The sequence below is a fragment of the Pseudomonas sp. R1-1 genome (genome assembly GCF_051132135.1).
Classification (GTDB): domain Bacteria; phylum Pseudomonadota; class Gammaproteobacteria; order Pseudomonadales; family Pseudomonadaceae; genus Aquipseudomonas.
Genome location: NZ_CP071663.1, coordinates 1484417 through 1500864 on the forward strand (window position 1 = coordinate 1484417; position 16448 = coordinate 1500864).

Genomic DNA, 16448 nt, shown 5'->3' on the forward strand with positions numbered 1-16448 from the left:
CGGTGGACACGTTCACAGCATCAGCCTATGCGCGAACACCCCGAAAAACGGGGCATGGCGACACATCGCCTATTTAACAGCAAAGCCTGCGGCGACTCAAATCAGCCCGGCCAGTGGCAGTGCGTCGGTCGTTTTGTCGCAGTGCAAGCGTTTGATCGGGGCTGCGGGGTGGCGGCAGCCTTGCTAGAGTGGGCCTGCATCTTTTGGATGAAATCAATCGCCCTCAGGAGGTCACCATGGCAATCGATATCGGTATTAGTGAAGAAGACCGCAAGTCCATCGTCGAAGGGCTGTCGCGTCTGTTGTCGGACACCTACGTGCTGTATCTGAAAACCCATAACTTCCACTGGAACGTCACCGGCCCGATGTTCCGCACCCTGCATCTGATGTTCGAAGAGCAGTACAACGAGCTGGCGCTGGCGGTGGACTTGATCGCTGAACGCATCCGCGCCCTGGGCTTTCCGGCGCCGGGCGCCTATGCCACCTACGCACGTCTGTCTTCCATCAAGGAAGAGGAGGGCGTGCCGAGCGCCGAAGACATGATCAAGCAACTGGTCGAAGGCCAGGAAGCGGTGACCCGCACGGCACGCGGGATTTTCCCGCTGCTCGACAAGGTCAGCGATGAGCCGACCGCCGACCTGCTGACCCAGCGCATGCAGGTGCACGAGAAGACCGCGTGGATGCTGCGCGCACTGCTCGAAGCCTGATTTGCCGCACGCAGGCCTTGCCTCTCAAGGCCTGCATACCTGAGCAAAGTCTTACTTGTATCGTTGGCTTATCCTACGGCGGCGGTCAACAAGTCGTCTGGCTATAACTTTGTGTCTGCGCTTTTATGAAAGCCACAGGATGTGACTTTTCAAACAAGCAGAGATGGCAAAGGAGTGTCAGCGATATGGTAGAAGGAGACAGGCGCGGCGACCGCAGGGGCGGCGCGCCACATGATTTGAAGGTCGATCCGTTCGTCAGCGGATTCGACATGGCGCTGATCAGGCCATTGTCGCGATCAGTACGGTTGAATGGTTACGCCACCTGCCTGCGTCTGGAGCAGGTTTACTGGAACATCCTCGGCTCGATGGCGGCAGACAACTGCTGTTCGATCAGCTCGCTGTTGTCTCACGTCGACCGTGAAGTACATCTGCGTCACGGCGGGGTGAAGAATTTCAGCGCACTGGTGCGAGTGGTGTGCGTGATGAACGGCATCGGTCAAGCGGCGCGGTCCGATTCGCTCTGAGACGGCACGTGCAAACGAGGTCGCGGCCTGTGCAGCTTACGGCTGCACAGGCCGCATTTAATCGATATAATCCCGCTCTTTCGCCGCAAAGCCCTGCGCGCGGCAGCAATCTGATCGCCGAGACACCTCCATGCCGATGTACGATTACCAGTGTGCTTCCTGTGGTCATCAGTTGGAAGCCATTCAGAAGATCAGCGACGCACCGCTGGTCGACTGCCCTGCCTGTCAGGCGCCCGAACTGAAGAAACAGCTGTCGATGCCGGGTTTTCGCCTCAGCGGCAGCGGTTGGTACGAGACCGATTTCAAGACCGGCGCCAAGAAGAATCTGGCCGGTGGCGACAAAGCTGACTAGGGTTCAAGCCCTGAACGAACGACACGCGTGAGTTCCCGCATTGCTTGAGCAACGGGATCTCCACCGAATATCGAATGACGAGAAGCGAACCATTATCATGATGCGCAGCCACTATTGCGGCCAACTGAACGAAAGCCTGGAAGGTCAGGAAATTACCCTTTGCGGATGGGTTCACCGTCGTCGCGACCACGGCGGGGTGATTTTCCTCGATATCCGTGATCGTGACGGTCTGGCCCAGGTGGTCTTCGATCCGGATCGCGCCGAGAGCTTCGCCGCCGCCGATCGCGTGCGCAGCGAATACGTGGTGAAGATCACCGGCAAGGTGCGTCTGCGTCCTGCTGGCGCAACCAACGCCAACATGGCTTCGGGCATGATCGAAGTGCTGGGCTACGAACTGGAAGTGCTGAACGAGTCGGAAACCCCGCCGTTCCCGCTCAACGAGTTCTCCGACGTCGGCGAAGAAACCCGTCTGCGTTATCGCTTCCTCGACCTGCGTCGTCCGGAAATGGCCGAGAAGCTGCGTCTGCGTTCGCGCATGACCACCAGCATCCGTCGCTTCCTCGACGAAAACGGCTTCCTTGACGTCGAAACACCGATCCTGACCCGTGCGACTCCTGAAGGTGCGCGTGACTATCTGGTGCCAAGCCGTACCCACGCCGGTTCGTTCTTCGCCCTGCCGCAATCGCCGCAGCTGTTCAAGCAACTGCTGATGGTGGCCGGTTTCGACCGTTACTACCAGATCGCCAAGTGCTTCCGCGACGAAGACCTGCGCGCCGACCGTCAGCCGGAATTCACCCAGATCGACATCGAGACCAGCTTCCTCGATGAAAAAGAGATCATGGGCCTGACCGAGCAAATGATCCGCAACCTGTTCAAGGAAGTGCTGGATCTGGAATTCGGCGAATTCCCGCACATGACCTTCGAAGAGGCCATGCGCCGCTACGGTTCCGACAAACCGGACCTGCGTATTCCGCTGGAACTGGTGGACGTTGCCGACCAGCTCAAGGAAGTCGACTTCAAGGTGTTCAGCGGTCCGGCCAACGATCCGAAGTGCCGCATTGCCGCACTGCGCGTTCCAGGCGGGGCGAGCATGCCGCGCAAGCAGATCGACGACTACACCAAGTTCGTCGGCATCTACGGTGCCAAGGGCCTGGCCTACATCAAGGTCAACGAGCGCGCAGCCGGTGTTGACGGTCTGCAATCGCCGATCGTCAAGAACATTCCTGAAGACAAGCTCAACGTGATCCTTGATCGCGTCGGCGCGGTCGATGGCGACATCGTGTTCTTCGGCGCCGACAAGGCCAGGATCGTCAGCGAAGCCCTGGGCGCGCTGCGCATCAAGCTCGGTCATGACCTAAAGCTGCTGACCTGCGAGTGGGCGCCAATGTGGGTCGTCGACTTCCCGATGTTCGAAGAAAACGACGACGGCAGCTTCTCGGCGCTGCACCACCCGTTCACCGCACCGAAGTGCACCCCGCAGGAGCTCGAAGCCAACCCGGCCGGCGCACTGTCGCGTGCCTACGACATGGTATTGAACGGCACCGAGCTGGGTGGCGGTTCGATCCGTATTCACCGCAAGGAAATGCAGCAGGCGGTATTCCGTCTGCTGGGCATCAACGAAGCGGAACAGGAAGAGAAGTTCGGCTTCCTGCTCGACGCGCTGAAGTACGGTGCACCGCCGCACGGTGGTCTGGCCTTCGGTCTTGACCGTCTGGTAATGCTGATGACCGGTGCCCAGTCGATCCGTGAAGTGATCGCCTTCCCGAAAACCCAGAGTGCTGCCGACGTGATGACGCAGGCTCCGGGCGTGGTGGATGCCAAGGCCTTGCGCGAGCTGCACATTCGTTTGCGCGAAACGCCAAAGGCTGAGTAAGACGGGCCTGAAGGCGCATCTTCGGATGCGCCTTTTTTCTTTCTATAAAGAGCAGGTCGAGATTTTGTGTTTGCTGGCCGCTGCACATGCAGGGCGGGCAACGTTTCAAAGAGAATTCGGAGCGAGTTATGGCAGGTCATTCCAAGTGGGCGAACATCAAGCACCGCAAAGAACGTCAGGATGCCAAGAGGGGCAAGATCTTCACCAAGTGGATCCGCGAACTGACTGTTGCGGCCCGTCAGGGCGGCGGTGATCCGGGTTCCAACCCGCGTCTGCGTCTGGCCCTGGACAAGGCCCTGAGCGCCAACATGAGCCGCGACATCATCGACCGCGCCGTTGCGCGCGGCGCCGGTGCGACCGAGGCGGACAACGTTGAAGAGCTGACCTACGAAGGCTACGGCCCGGGCGGCGTGGCGGTGATGGTCGAGTGCATGACCGACAACCGCAATCGTACCGCTGCGGCTGTGCGTCACGCGTTCAGCAAATGCGGCGGCAACCTCGGCACCGACGGTTCGGTGGCGTACCTGTTCGAACGCAAGGGCCAGATCAGCTTCGCGCCGGGCGTCGATGAAGACGCGCTGACCGAAGCGGCGCTGGAAGCCGACGCCGATGACGTCGTCACGCATGAAGACGGCTCGATCGACGTGTTCACCTCGTTCACCAGCTTCTACGCAGTGCGTAACGCACTTGAAGCCGCCGGGTTCAAGGGTGATGACGCGGAAATCGTCATGCAGCCGACCACCAGCGCCGAGCTGGATCTGGAAGGGGCGGAGAAGGTGCTCAAGCTGATCGACATGCTTGAAGACCTGGATGACGTGCAGAACGTCTACTCCAACGCAGACATTCCGGAAGACGTCGCCGCTCAGCTCGGTTAAGAGCGACTACGATTCAATGTGGGAGCGAGCCTGCTCGCGAAAGCGGTGTGTCATTCAGCACCTGTGTTGCTGAAGTACCGCCTTCGCGAGCAGGCTCGCTCCCACATTTGCTATTGGGTGTCAGGTAAATCGTTTTTATGAATCTGCAGGCGTTATGACTCTAATTCTGGGTATCGACCCCGGCTCGCGCATCACCGGTTACGGGATTGTTCGTGATACCGGGCGGGGCGGCTGTGTTTATGTGGCGTCTGGCTGCATCCGTACCCGGTGCGGGCGAGCTGCACGAGCGTTTGCAAATTGTTTATCGCGGCGTGCGCGAAATCATCCAGACTTACGGCCCGGTCACCATGGGCATCGAAAAGGTCTTCATGGCGAAAAATGCCGACTCGGCGCTCAAGCTCGGGCAGGCCCGCGGCGCGGCTATCGTGGCGGGCGCCGAAGAGTGCCTGGAGATTGCCGAGTACACCGCCACCCAGGTCAAGCAGGCCGTGGTGGGCACCGGTGCCGCCAATAAAGAACAAGTGCAGATGATGGTCATGCACATGCTAAAACTGACCAGCAAACCGCAGATCGATGCTTCCGATGCCCTCGCAATCGCGATTTGCCATGCGCACACGCGTTCCAGTCTGCTACCGCACGGCCTGGGGACCGCACGCAGTCGTGGCGGGCGCCTGCGTCTCTGATAGCATCAGCAGCAATTTTCCTGAAAGCGGATGTGTGCGCCTGTGTTGCCGGCGCGATTTTCGCCTTTCGACAGTCGCCAGCCCACGGCTGGCCAACGCTCAAGGATCTGAAACGTGATTGGACGCTTGCGCGGCACCCTGGTTGAGAAACAGCCGCCGCACCTGATTCTGGATGTAAACGGCCTCGGGTATGAGCTGGAAGTGCCCATGACCACCCTCTATCGCCTGCCGTCTGTCGGTGAACCGCTGACCCTGCATACCCATCTGGTCGTACGCGAAGATGCGCAGTTGCTTTACGGTTTCTCCGGCAAGCGAGAGCGGGACTTTTTCCGCGAGTTGATAAGGCTCAATGGTGTCGGGCCGAAATTGGCCCTGGCGCTGATGTCGAGCCTGGAGGTCGACGAGCTGATCCGTTGCGTGCAGTCGCAGGACACCTCGGCGCTGACCAAAGTGCCGGGTGTCGGCAAGAAGACCGCCGAACGCCTGCTGGTCGAATTGAAGGATCGCTTCAAGGCCTGGGAAACCTCGCCGGCCATGTTCGCGCTGGTGCCGAATCAGCCCGATGGCCCGGCGCCGGTCAATACCGCCGAAAACGATGCGGTCAGCGCGCTGATTTCCCTGGGCTACAAGCCGCAGGAAGCGAGCAAGGCGATTTCCGCCATCAAGGACAAGAACCTGAGCAGTGAAGACATGATCCGCCGCGCCCTGAAGGGAATGATTTAAGTGATTGAAGCTGATCGTCTGATCGCCGCTGCGCACAGCCCGCGCGAGCGCGAAGAAGTCCAGGACCGCGCCATTCGCCCGGTCAGCCTGGCCGACTACATCGGCCAGCCGACCGTGCGCGAGCAGATGGAACTGTTCATCCAGGCTGCGCGTGGCCGCAGCGAGTCGCTGGACCATACGCTGATCTTCGGCCCGCCGGGGCTGGGTAAAACCACGTTGGCCAATATCATCGCCGAAGAAATGGGCGTTTCGATCAAGAGCACTTCCGGCCCAGTGCTGGAGCGTCCGGGGGATCTGGCGGCGCTGCTGACCAATCTCGAACCGCACGACGTGTTGTTCATCGACGAAATCCATCGCCTGTCGCCGATTGTCGAAGAAGTGCTGTACCCGGCCATGGAAGATTTCCAGCTCGATATCATGATCGGCGAAGGGCCGGCGGCGCGTTCGATCAAGCTCGACCTGCCACCGTTCACCCTGGTTGGCGCCACCACCCGCGCCGGCATGCTGACCAATCCGCTGCGTGACCGCTTCGGTATCGTTCAGCGCCTGGAGTTCTACAGCACGGCGGATCTGGCGACGATCGTCAGCCGTTCGGCGAGCATTCTTGGCTTGCCGCTGGATCCGGAGGGTTCGTTCGAGATCGCTCGTCGCGCGCGTGGCACCCCGCGAATCGCCAACCGTTTGCTACGCCGGGTACGTGACTTCGCTGAAGTCCGCGCCAAGGGCCACATCACCAAGTCGGTGGCGGACCTGGCGTTGAACCTGCTGGATGTCGACGAACACGGTTTCGATCATCAGGACCGGCGTCTGCTGTTGACGATGATCGAGAAGTTCGATGGCGGCCCGGTCGGTATCGACAGCCTGGCGGCGGCCATCAGCGAAGAACGCCATACCATCGAAGACGTCCTCGAGCCGTATCTGATTCAGCAGGGCTACATCATGCGCACGCCGCGGGGCAGGGTAGTGACTCGACATGCGTATCTGCATTTCGGTTTGAACATCCCGTCACGCATGGGCGAGATGCCCGTGGCAGACGAGTTTCTCGATGCTGCGGACGATTGATACACATTTGTTGGCGATTTATTCAGGGTTTGTACTGTCAGAGCACGGTACTTTTGCGTTAAAGCTCTGAAACCACGAAAAACAGTTGTCTCGCCGGATTGGCAACCTGAGGAGTAAGCACTAGAGTATGCGCGCGCAAAACGGGCTTGGGCCGTTCGCACATCGTTGTCGCGTTTATTACGAGGACACCGATGCGGGCGGCATCGTGTATTACGTTAATTACCTCAAGTTTATGGAACGGGCTCGAACCGAGCGGCTCCGCGAGCTGGGCTTTGCCCAGTCGCAGCTTGCAGGGGAGGACCTGTTGTTCGTCGTGCATTCCAGCGAAGCGCGCTATCACGCGCCGGCGCGACTGGACGACGAACTGCTGGTAAGCGCTGATGTAACCGAATTGAACCGTGCCAGCCTGCGCTTCAAGCAGCAGGTCAGGCGGGCGACGGATAATGTGCTGCTCTGCGAAGGGCAGTTTCTGGTGGCCTGTGTGCGCACCGACAGTTTGAAACCCCGGGCCCTTCCCGAAGACTTGCGGGCGGCCTTCGCCGACGCGGTCGGTCCGGGTACACACTCAAAGCAGGAGATAAAGCGTGGAAGCTAACGTCGTCGACCATTCCTCCATGTGGAGCCTGGTCAGCAATGCCAGCATCGTGGTGCAGTTGGTAATGTTGACCCTGGTGGCCGCATCGGTGACCTCATGGATCATGATCTTTCAGCGCAGCAATCTGCTGCGTGCCGGTCGACGCGCCCTGGAGAGCTTTGAAGAGCGCTTCTGGTCGGGTATCGATCTGTCCAAGTTGTACCGTCAGGCCGGTAGCAACCCGGATCCGGATTCAGGTGTGGAGCAGATCTTCCGTGCCGGTTTCAAGGAGTTCTCCCGTCTGCGTCAGCAGCCAGGTGTCGATCCTGAAGCGGTGATGGAAGGCGTGGCGCGTGCCATGCGCGTTGCTATCTCGCGTGAAGAAGAGAAGCTTGAGCAGAGCCTGCCGTTTCTCGCCACCGTCGGTTCGGTCAGCCCGTACATCGGTCTGTTCGGTACCGTGTGGGGCATCATGAACTCTTTCCGCGGTCTGGCCACCGCTCAGCAAGCGACCCTCGCCACCGTGGCACCGGGTATCGCCGAAGCACTGATCGCCACCGCGATCGGTCTGTTCGCCGCGATCCCGGCCGTTATCGCTTACAACCGTTTCGCTGCGCGCAGCGAAACCTTGCTGGGCCGCTACTACACCTTCGCCGATGAATTCCAGGCGATCCTGCACCGCAAAGTGCACACCAGCGAAGAATAAGCAGGTATTTCCCGATGGCTTTAATCGCTCGAGCTCGCAAAAAGCGCAAGCCGGTCGCCGAGATGAACGTAGTGCCCTACATCGACGTGATGTTGGTGCTGCTGGTCATCTTCATGGTGACCGCACCGATGCTCAATCAGGGCGTGAAAGTTGATCTGCCCAAGGTTTCCAGCGAAGCCTTGCCGCAGGACAACAACACTCAGGTCCTGACCATTTCGATCAAGGCTGACAAGACCTACTACTGGAACCTTGGCAGCGAAGTCGACACCGAGAAACAGCAGGATCGCGCCATGACCCTGCCGCAGATGACCGATGCGGTGACCAAGATCATTCGCGCCGGCACCGAGGGCGGCAAACGCACCCAGGTGTTCATTCGTGGCGACAAGACTGTCGACTACGGCGCCGTCATGGGTGCCATGGGCGGGTTGCAGAAGGCCGGGGTCGGTAACGTTGGTCTGATTACCGAGGCCCCCTGATGCAGCAACAGCGAGAGCCGTCCGCCTCGGAAAGCTACTTCTGGCCCAGCGTTCTGGCGATTGTCCTGCACGTGCTGGTGTTCGGCATGCTGTTCGTCAGTTTTGCCTTCACGCCTGAACTGCCGCCGGCCAAGCCGATCGTCCAGGCGACCCTGTACCAGCTGAAATCGAAAAGTCAGGCAACCACCCAGACCAATCAGAAGATTGCGGGTGAGGCGAAGAAATCCGCCGCGCGCCAGACCGAAGTCGAGCAGATGGAACAGAAAAAGATCGAGCAGGAAGCGGTGAAGGCGGCGGAACAAAAGAAAGAGGAAGCGGCTCAAAAGGCCGAGGAAGCCAAGAAGGCCGACGAGGCGAAGAAAGCGGACGAAGCGAAAAAGGCTGATGAAGCCAAGAAAGCCGACGACGCGAAAAAAGCCGAAGCGAAAAAGGCTGAAGAGAAACAATTGGCTGATATAGCCAAGAAGAAAGCCGAAGACGAAGCCAAGAAGGCCGCTGAAGAAGAGGCCAAGAAAGCCGCTGCGGAAGAAGCCAAGAAGAAAATCGTCGAAGACGCGAAAAAGAAAGCCGCCGAAGACGCCAAGAAGAAAGCTGAAGCTGAAGAGGCGAAGAAGAAAGTCGCCGAAGACGCGAAGAAGAAAGCTGCTGCCGATGCTGCGAAGAAGAAAGCGCAGGAAGCGGCACGCAAATCTGCCGAAGACAAAAAGGCTCAGGCCCTGGCAGATCTGCTTTCCGACACGCCGCAGCGCCAGCAGGCCTTGGCCGATGAGCAGGGTGACGAAGTCGCGGGCAGTTTCGATGACCTGATTCGTGCACGAGCAGCAGAAGGCTGGGCACGTCCGCCTTCGGCACGCAAAGGCATGACGGTGGTGCTGCAGATCGGCATGTTGCCGGACGGTACGGTGACTTCGGTCAGCGTGGCCAAGTCCAGTGGCGACGGTCCGTTCGATGCTTCGGCAGTCGCGGCAGTGAAGAATATTGGACGTTTGACAGAAATGCAGGGAATGAAGCCGAGCGATTTCGCTCCGTATCGTTCATTCAAGATGACATTCACACCTGAGGATCTAGCCTTGTGAGAAACCTTCTTCGAGGAATGCTGGTCGTGATCTGCTGCATGGCAGGGATCGCGATGGCAGAGGAAAAGAACATTCTGGTCACCAGCGGCAGCGATCGGGCAACGCCGATCGCCGTCGTACCGTTCGGCATGCAGGGCGGTGCGGTGCTGCCTGATGACATGGCTGAAATCATTGGCAACGATTTGCGCAACTCGGGCTATTACTCGCCGATTCCAAAAGCCAACATGATCAGCCAGCCAAGCCAGCCGAGCGAAATCATCTTCCGTGACTGGAAGGCGGTGGGCGCTCAGTACATGATGGTCGGCAGCATTGCTCCGGCGGGTGGTCGTTTGCAGGTGCAGTGGGCGCTGTTCAACGTTGCCACCGAGCAGAAAGTGGCCGACGGCAGCGTTTCCGGTACGACCGACCAGATTCGCGACATGGCGCACTTCATCTCCGATCAGTCGTTCCAGAAACTGACCGGTATCGAAGGTGCGTTCTCGACACGTCTGTTGTACGTGACTGCCGAGCGTTTCTCCGAGAAAAACACGCGCTACACGCTGCAACGCTCCGACTACGATGGCGCCCGGGCAGTGACCCTGCTGCAATCGCGCGAGCCGATCCTGTCGCCGCGTTTCGCACCGGATGGCAAGCGCATCGCCTACGTGTCGTTCGAGCAGAAGCGTCCGCGCATCTTCATGCAGAACATCGACACCGGTCGCCGCGAGCAGATCACCAACTTCGAAGGCCTGAACGGCGCGCCAGCCTGGTCGCCGGATGGCAATCGTCTGGCGTTCGTGCTGTCCAAGGACGGTAACCCGGACATCTACGTGATGAACCTTGGTTCGCGTCAGATCACCCGTGTGACATCTGGCCCGGGGATCAATACCGAGCCGTTCTGGGGCAAGGATGGTTCGACCATCTATTTCACCTCGGACCGTGGCGGCAAACCGCAAATCTATAAAACCAGCGCCAGTGGCGGTGGTGCCGAGCGTGTGACGTTTGTAGGCAACTACAACGCCAACCCGAAACTGTCGGCTGATGAAAAGACTTTGGTGATGATCCATCGTCAGGATGGCTTCACCAATTTCAAGGTGGCAGCTCAGGATCTGCAGCGAGGTAGTGTAAAGATCCTCACTGATAGCACTCTGGACGAGTCGCCTACTGTTGCGCCCAACGGCACCATGGTAATCTACGCCACCCGCCAACAGGGCCGGGGAGTCTTGATGCTCGTGTCCATTAATGGACGCGTGAGGCTCCCGCTTCCTACCGCTCAAGGCGAAGTCAGAGAACCGTCCTGGTCCCCTTACCTGAAGTGAGCGGGCGCTACACGTTTTACTTAACACACTGGGGTTCATTAGGAGTTTCACGATGGAAATGCTGAAGTTTGGTAAATTTGCTGCGCTGGCTCTGGCCATGGCTGTAGCTGTAGGTTGCTCGTCCAAAGGCGGCGACAACGCCGGTGAAGGCGCTGTTGATCCAAACGCTGGTTACGGCGCAAACACTGGTGCCGTTGACGGTTCCCTGAGCGAAGAAGCTGCTCTGCGCGCAATCACCACCTTCTACTTCGAATACGACAGCTCGGACCTGAAGCCAGAAGCCATGCGCGCTCTGGACGTTCACGCCAAAGACCTGAAAGCAAACGGCGCTCGCGTTGTTCTGGAAGGCAACACCGACGAACGTGGTACTCGTGAGTACAACATGGCACTGGGCGAGCGTCGTGCGAAAGCCGTTCAGCGCTACCTGGTACTGCAAGGTGTTTCCCCAGCTCAGCTGGAACTGGTTTCCTACGGCGAAGAGCGTCCAGTTGCTACCGGCAACGACGAGCAGTCCTGGGCCCAGAACCGTCGCGTCGAACTGCGTAAGTAATTCGATATGCGAACGTGCCGTCGTGCTGTAACTGTTCTGGCTCTCAGCCTCGCGCCGCTTGCGGCGTGGGCTGCGGTTCCTGTGGTCGATGACAACTCCGGTTATAACAATAGCGGGAGCAGTTATCCGCCTGCGGGTTACGGTACGAACGGCGCCTATGCCGGGGGAGCGGCTTCGGCCCCTGCCTCGGCACAAGGCATGCTGTTCAACCAATTGCAACAGATGCAGGATCAGATCTCGCGCCAGCAAGGCGTGATCGAAGAACTGCAGAATCAGGTTGCGCGCATGAAGCAGGAATCCCTGGAGCGATACCAGGATCTTGATCGGCGCATAGGATCCGGCGTTGCACCAGCCGCGACTCCCGAGAATTCTTCTGCCGGTGGCGATGCAAGTGCTGCTGCCGGTGCTGCCGCCGGTGCGGGGGCTGCCACGGCTGCCCAGGCGCCTGCCGCAGGTAGCGAACCGGCTGATCCGGCCAAGGAAAAGCTGTATTACGATGCCGCTTTCGACCTGATCAAAGCCAAGGATTTCGACAAGGCCAGCCAGGCGTTTGCCGCTTTCCTGCGTAAATACCCGAACAGCCAGTACGCGGGCAATGCCCAGTACTGGTTGGGCGAAGTGAACCTGGCTAAAGGCGATCTGCAAGGTGCAGGTCAGGCATTTGCCAAGGTTTCGCAGCTGTATCCCAAGCACAACAAGGTGCCGGATTCGCTGTACAAGCTGGCTGACGTAGAGCGCCGCCTCGGTCATACCGACAAGGTCAAAGGCATCTTGCAGCAGGTGGTTTCCCAGTATCCGGGGACTTCCGCCGCACAGCTCGCCCAGCGCGATCTGCAACGCATGTAAGCAGGCTTGACCCGTTTGGAAGAAACCCGCGCTTGTCGCGGGTTTTTTCGTTAGAATTCACGCCCTTTTTCTGAAACACGCTTCTTGCGGTCCACGCGTTGGCGGGATTGCCTGAAGTGCCTGACGGAGGCGGACAGCCTGTTTAGCTGTTACGCCCGTGGCGACTATGCAAGACACATTGAGAATCACCGAAGTTTTCTACTCGTTGCAGGGGGAAACGCGGACTGCCGGGCTGCCCACGGTTTTCGTGCGCCTCACCGGTTGCCCCTTGCGTTGCCAGTACTGCGACAGCGCCTATGCATTCAGCGGCGGCACCGTGCGCACCCTCGACGACATCCTTGAGCAGGTCGCCGGGTTTCGCCCGCGTTATGTCTGCGTCACCGGCGGTGAGCCGCTGGCCCAGCCGAACGCCATTCCTTTGCTCAAGCAGTTGTGTGACGCCGGCTACGAGGTCTCGCTGGAAACCAGCGGCGCCCTCGACGTCTCGGCGGTCGATCCGCGCGTCAGTCGCGTTGTGGATCTGAAAACGCCGGGCTCGAAAGAAGCCCATCGCAACCGCTACGAGAACATCGAACTGCTAACGCCCCACGATCAGGTGAAGTTTGTCATCTGCTCGCGCGAGGACTACGACTGGGCGGTATCGAAGCTGATTCAGTACGGGCTCGATCGCCGCGCCGGGGAAGTGCTGTTTTCCCCAAGCCACCATGACTTGAACGCGCGCGAGCTGGCGGACTGGGTGGTGGCGGACAATTTGCCGGTGCGCCTGCAATTGCAGTTGCACAAATATCTTTGGAATGACGAGCCGGGGCGCTGAGATGACTGAACAACTGAACACTACCGAAAAACGTGCGGTCATCCTGCTGTCCGGCGGTCTCGACTCGGCCACCGTGGTGGCCATGGCCCGGGCCGAAGGTTACGCCTGCTACACCATGAGTTTCGATTACGGCCAGCGCTCTCACGCCGAACTGCACGCCGCTGCGCGGGTGGCTCGCGATCTGGGCGTGGTCGAGCACAAGGTCATCGGTCTTAATCTGAATGGCATGGGCGGGTCGGCATTGACCGACACCAGCATCGACATTCCAGAAGAGCTGGGTGAGGGCATTCCTGTCACTTACGTGCCCGCACGCAACACGGTGTTCCTGTCGCTGGCATTGGGCTGGGCAGAAGTGCTCGGTGCGCGCGATATCTTCATCGGCGTCAATGCGGTGGATTATTCCGGTTACCCGGATTGCCGCCCGGAGTTCATCGAGTCGTTCGAGCGCATGGCCAACCTGGCAACCAAGGCAGGCGTGGAGGGCAACGGTTTCCGCATCCAGGCGCCGTTGCAGAACCTGAGCAAGGCTCAGATCGTCCAGGCCGGTGTGAAGCTGGGCGTTGATTACGGCCTGACCGTTTCCTGCTATCAGGCCGACGATGACGGCCGTGCGTGCGGTAAATGCGACAGCTGCCGCCTGCGTGCAGAAGGCTTCGCGGCAGCGGGTGTGGACGATCCAACCCCTTATTTTTGATCTTTTTCAAAAAAGGTGTTGAATAGTCCTTAGAAATCAGTATTATACGCGCCACCACACAGCGGGTCGTTAGCTCAGTTGGTAGAGCAGTTGGCTTTTAACCAATTGGTCGTAGGTTCGAATCCCACACGACCCACCATATTTGGCGGTTTAGAAAATCCGGAAGGCCCACGAAAGTGAGGATTTCCGGGTTTTTTTTTGCCTGCAATTCGGTCATTGCCTGTTTCGCCGATGCCTGCGCTGACGCAGGTCAGAATGATCTTTTGTATCAACGGGATATTCTGTAGCCTTGCGCAGCTTCAACGCTGTCCGTGCCTGATATTACTCACTCTCCCGGCGGTACCCTCTAGCGGTCCGGAGCCGGGTGTATACTCGACTTTCGCGCGAATGCGCCTGCAGGTCTTGCGAACATGACGCAGATTTCCGAACGCCTTCTGGTTCAAGCCCACCTCGACGCCAAACAGCCCAAACCGCTGACTGCCGAGCAAGAGGCTTACTACCGTGCCGCCATCGCCGCCGAGCTCAAGGCTCAGGACGCGGTGCTCGTGGCGCACTTCTATTGCGACCCGGTGATTCAGGCCTTGGCCGAGGAAACCGGTGGTTGCGTGTCCGACTCGCTGGAGATGGCGCGCTTCGGCAATGCCCACCCGGCCAAGACCGTGGTGGTCGCCGGCGTCAAGTTCATGGGCGAGACGGCGAAGATTCTCAACCCGGAAAAACGCGTGCTGATGCCAACCCTGGAGGCGACCTGCTCGCTGGACCTCGGTTGCCCGGTCGACGAGTTCTCGGCGTTCTGCGATCAGCACCCGGAACGTACCGTCGTGGTCTACGCCAACACCTCGGCAGCGGTAAAGGCGCGTGCCGACTGGGTGGTGACTTCGAGTTGCGCGCTGGAAATCGTCGAAAGCCTGATGGACAACGGCGAGACGATTATCTGGGGCCCGGACAAGCACCTCGGCACTTACATTCAGCGCAAGACCGGCGCCGACATGCTGCTCTGGGACGGTGCCTGCATCGTTCACGAAGAGTTCAAGTCCAAGCAGCTCGAAGACATGAAAGCGCTGTACCCGGACGCGGCGATTCTGGTGCACCCGGAGTCGCCGACTTCGGTGATCGAACTGGCCGATGCCGTCGGCTCGACCAGTCAGTTGATTGCCGCAGCGCAAAGCCTGCCGAACAAGACGCTGATCGTCGCAACCGACCGTGGCATCTTCTACAAGATGCAGCAGCTGTGCCCGGACAAGGTCTTCATCGAGGCGCCCACCGCCGGTAACGGCGCCGCGTGCCGCAGTTGCGCACATTGCCCGTGGATGGCCATGAACACCCTTGAGCGCACGCTGAAGAGCTTGAAGGAAGGCACAAACGAGATCTTCGTTGACCCGGCGTTGATTCCACAGGCGATTCGGCCTTTGAAGCGCATGCTGGACTTCACCCAGGCGGCGCGGATGAAATTGGCCGGTAACGCCTAGATCTTTCAGGCAACAAACAAACCTGTAGGAGTGAGCCTGCTCGCGATAGCGGTGTATCAGTCGATTCAAACATTGACTGACACACCGCTATCGCGAGCAGACTCACTCCTACATTGGTTTTGGGTGTTCGGAAATTATCTGGTCTTCTTCGGGATCCGCACAACATGGCTATCCGAGTAGATGTCATGCCAGGTGCGCTTCTGCTTGTCGTACAGCGACCAGAAGAATCCCAGCCCAACGCATAGCCACGACGCAATCGATACCATGAAGCGCAGCAGCGCCTGCCACAGGCTGATTGCCGTGCCATTGGCGTTCTGCACGCGAATGCCCCACACCTGCATGCCCAGCGTCTGCCCGCCATGGGTCCAGAACTTGGCGAAAAAACCGAACAGCACCAGCAGCAGCACCGTCGAGTAGAGTGGATCGCCATCGAGTTGCCCGGCATCGGTCATCACTCGCAGGCGTTCTTCGCCAATAATTGCGGCCTGAATCAGCTTGTATACGAAGCCGGTGACGATCAGCAGGGCGGTGCACAGCAGAAAGTCATAAAACATTGCGGCCAGACGCCGACCAAGACCGACGGCAGGAAAGTCGCCCTGTGGGGTGAGCAGGTTTTTCGACATGGCAGCCTCTGGACGCGAAGGGAAACGGCATTTTACGGATTCGCGCGCACAAAAAAGCCCCTGATATCAATATCAGGGGCTTTTTCGTAGCAGAAATCAGGCTTCGGCTTGTACTTCGTCAGCCTGCATGCCTTTCTGGCCCTGCACAGCAACGAAAGTCACTTTCTGGCCTTCTTTCAGGCTCTTGAAGCCGTTGCCCTGAATGGCGCGGAAATGCACGAACAGATCCGGACCGCTTTCAGGAGTGATAAAACCAAAACCTTTCTCGTCGTTGAACCACTTGACGGTACCGCTCTGACGTGTGGACATTTCTTATTCCTTTGACGCATTAAATTAATGACAGTCTCTTTCTCATGAAAGAGTACTGGGGCTGGTTGCAGGAGAGTAAGAAGACGTCGAGCGGGATGTAGCTAACTTGTAGGCTACTGCCCAGGTCACGATTCCAAGCTGACCCATGCAAACACAGTGAACGAACTCTACGCCAACTACGGGAGAAAAAACAAGCCCCGCGAAGCGCCCGGTT

The 16448-nt window shown here is 59.0% G+C and carries 19 protein-coding genes, 1 tRNA gene and 1 pseudogene; 19 read left to right on the top strand and 2 right to left on the bottom strand.

What is annotated here, in order from left to right; genetic code table 11:
• Window positions 1-236 precede the first annotated feature (236 nt).
• The 19 genes and pseudogenes from J3P75_RS06795 (at window position 237) to nadA (ending at window position 15302) form a co-directional block, all read left to right on the top strand.
• Window positions 237-707 (top strand): Dps family protein, encoded by a 471-nt coding sequence (locus J3P75_RS06795; protein ID WP_085697174.1) that lies wholly within the window; start codon window positions 237-239, stop codon window positions 705-707.
• 185 nt (window positions 708-892) lie between these two features.
• A complete protein-coding gene (locus J3P75_RS06800; protein ID WP_434595997.1) occupies window positions 893-1231 on the top strand; it encodes a ribbon-helix-helix domain-containing protein in 339 nt (112 codons plus the stop codon).
• A gap of 130 nt (window positions 1232-1361) precedes the next feature.
• The gene (locus J3P75_RS06805) at window positions 1362-1583 is read left to right on the top strand and encodes an FmdB family zinc ribbon protein (RefSeq protein ID WP_332766516.1); all 222 of its coding nucleotides are present in this window, start codon (window positions 1362-1364) and stop codon (window positions 1581-1583) included.
• Between the two features lie 97 nt (window positions 1584-1680).
• Window positions 1681-3456, top strand: a complete 1776-nt coding sequence (gene aspS, locus J3P75_RS06810; protein WP_434709732.1) for an aspartate--tRNA ligase — start codon at window positions 1681-1683, stop codon at window positions 3454-3456.
• A 128-nt stretch (window positions 3457-3584) separates the two neighbouring features.
• The gene (locus J3P75_RS06815; RefSeq protein WP_034153419.1) at window positions 3585-4331 is read left to right on the top strand and encodes a YebC/PmpR family DNA-binding transcriptional regulator; all 747 of its coding nucleotides are present in this window, start codon (window positions 3585-3587) and stop codon (window positions 4329-4331) included.
• Between the two features lie 154 nt (window positions 4332-4485).
• A pseudogene (gene ruvC / locus J3P75_RS06820) lies at window positions 4486-5014 on the top strand (crossover junction endodeoxyribonuclease RuvC).
• A 114-nt stretch (window positions 5015-5128) separates the two neighbouring features.
• Window positions 5129-5737, top strand: coding sequence for a Holliday junction branch migration protein RuvA (gene ruvA / locus J3P75_RS06825; RefSeq protein WP_434709733.1), 609 nt, complete (start codon window positions 5129-5131; stop codon window positions 5735-5737).
• Window positions 5738-6799 (top strand): Holliday junction branch migration DNA helicase RuvB, encoded by a 1062-nt coding sequence (ruvB, locus tag J3P75_RS06830; RefSeq protein WP_090285613.1) that lies wholly within the window; start codon window positions 5738-5740, stop codon window positions 6797-6799.
• A 127-nt stretch (window positions 6800-6926) separates the two neighbouring features.
• Window positions 6927-7394, top strand: a complete 468-nt coding sequence (gene ybgC / locus J3P75_RS06835; protein ID WP_186550560.1) for a tol-pal system-associated acyl-CoA thioesterase — start codon at window positions 6927-6929, stop codon at window positions 7392-7394.
• On the top strand, window positions 7384-8079 hold the full coding sequence (tolQ, locus tag J3P75_RS06840; RefSeq protein WP_007995636.1) for a protein TolQ: 696 nt from the start codon (window positions 7384-7386) through the stop codon (window positions 8077-8079). The genes ybgC and tolQ overlap by 11 nt, the downstream gene beginning before the upstream one ends.
• 23 nt (window positions 8080-8102) lie before the next feature.
• The gene (gene tolR, locus J3P75_RS06845; protein WP_160767866.1) at window positions 8103-8555 is read left to right on the top strand and encodes a protein TolR; all 453 of its coding nucleotides are present in this window, start codon (window positions 8103-8105) and stop codon (window positions 8553-8555) included.
• Window positions 8555-9631: a cell envelope integrity protein TolA gene (gene tolA, locus J3P75_RS06850; protein ID WP_016773505.1), complete on the top strand. Its 1077-nt coding sequence runs from the start codon at window positions 8555-8557 to the stop codon at window positions 9629-9631. Before tolR ends, tolA begins: the two co-directional genes overlap by 1 nt.
• Window positions 9632-9648: 17 nt before the next feature.
• Complete coding sequence (gene tolB / locus J3P75_RS06855; RefSeq protein ID WP_434711229.1) at window positions 9649-10929, top strand: Tol-Pal system beta propeller repeat protein TolB; 1281 nt, start codon at window positions 9649-9651, stop codon at window positions 10927-10929.
• Window positions 10930-10981: 52 nt separating this feature from the next.
• On the top strand, window positions 10982-11479 hold the full coding sequence (gene pal / locus J3P75_RS06860; protein WP_003178634.1) for a peptidoglycan-associated lipoprotein Pal: 498 nt from the start codon (window positions 10982-10984) through the stop codon (window positions 11477-11479).
• Between the two features lie 6 nt (window positions 11480-11485).
• On the top strand, window positions 11486-12325 hold the full coding sequence (gene ybgF / locus J3P75_RS06865) for a tol-pal system protein YbgF (protein WP_090285605.1): 840 nt from the start codon (window positions 11486-11488) through the stop codon (window positions 12323-12325).
• A 166-nt stretch (window positions 12326-12491) separates the two neighbouring features.
• Complete coding sequence (queE, locus tag J3P75_RS06870; protein WP_434709734.1) at window positions 12492-13139, top strand: 7-carboxy-7-deazaguanine synthase QueE; 648 nt, start codon at window positions 12492-12494, stop codon at window positions 13137-13139.
• 1 nt (window position 13140) lies between these two features.
• Entirely contained in the window at window positions 13141-13833 is a 693-nt protein-coding gene (gene queC / locus J3P75_RS06875; RefSeq protein ID WP_039758175.1) for a 7-cyano-7-deazaguanine synthase QueC, read from the top strand.
• Window positions 13834-13896: 63 nt separating this feature from the next.
• Window positions 13897-13972, top strand: a tRNA-Lys gene (locus J3P75_RS06880).
• A gap of 271 nt (window positions 13973-14243) precedes the next feature.
• On the top strand, window positions 14244-15302 hold the full coding sequence (gene nadA, locus J3P75_RS06885; protein ID WP_394508180.1) for a quinolinate synthase NadA: 1059 nt from the start codon (window positions 14244-14246) through the stop codon (window positions 15300-15302).
• A gap of 134 nt (window positions 15303-15436) precedes the next feature.
• Here the strand turns inward: nadA and J3P75_RS06890 are convergent, their stop codons facing one another.
• Together J3P75_RS06890 and J3P75_RS06895 are read right to left on the bottom strand one after the other, a co-directional pair.
• Window positions 15437-15925, bottom strand: coding sequence for an RDD family protein (locus tag J3P75_RS06890; protein ID WP_434709735.1), 489 nt, complete (start codon window positions 15923-15925; stop codon window positions 15437-15439).
• 96 nt (window positions 15926-16021) lie between these two features.
• Window positions 16022-16234 (bottom strand): cold-shock protein, encoded by a 213-nt coding sequence (locus J3P75_RS06895; protein WP_003227496.1) that lies wholly within the window; start codon window positions 16232-16234, stop codon window positions 16022-16024.
• Between the last annotated feature and the right edge of the window lie 214 nt (window positions 16235-16448).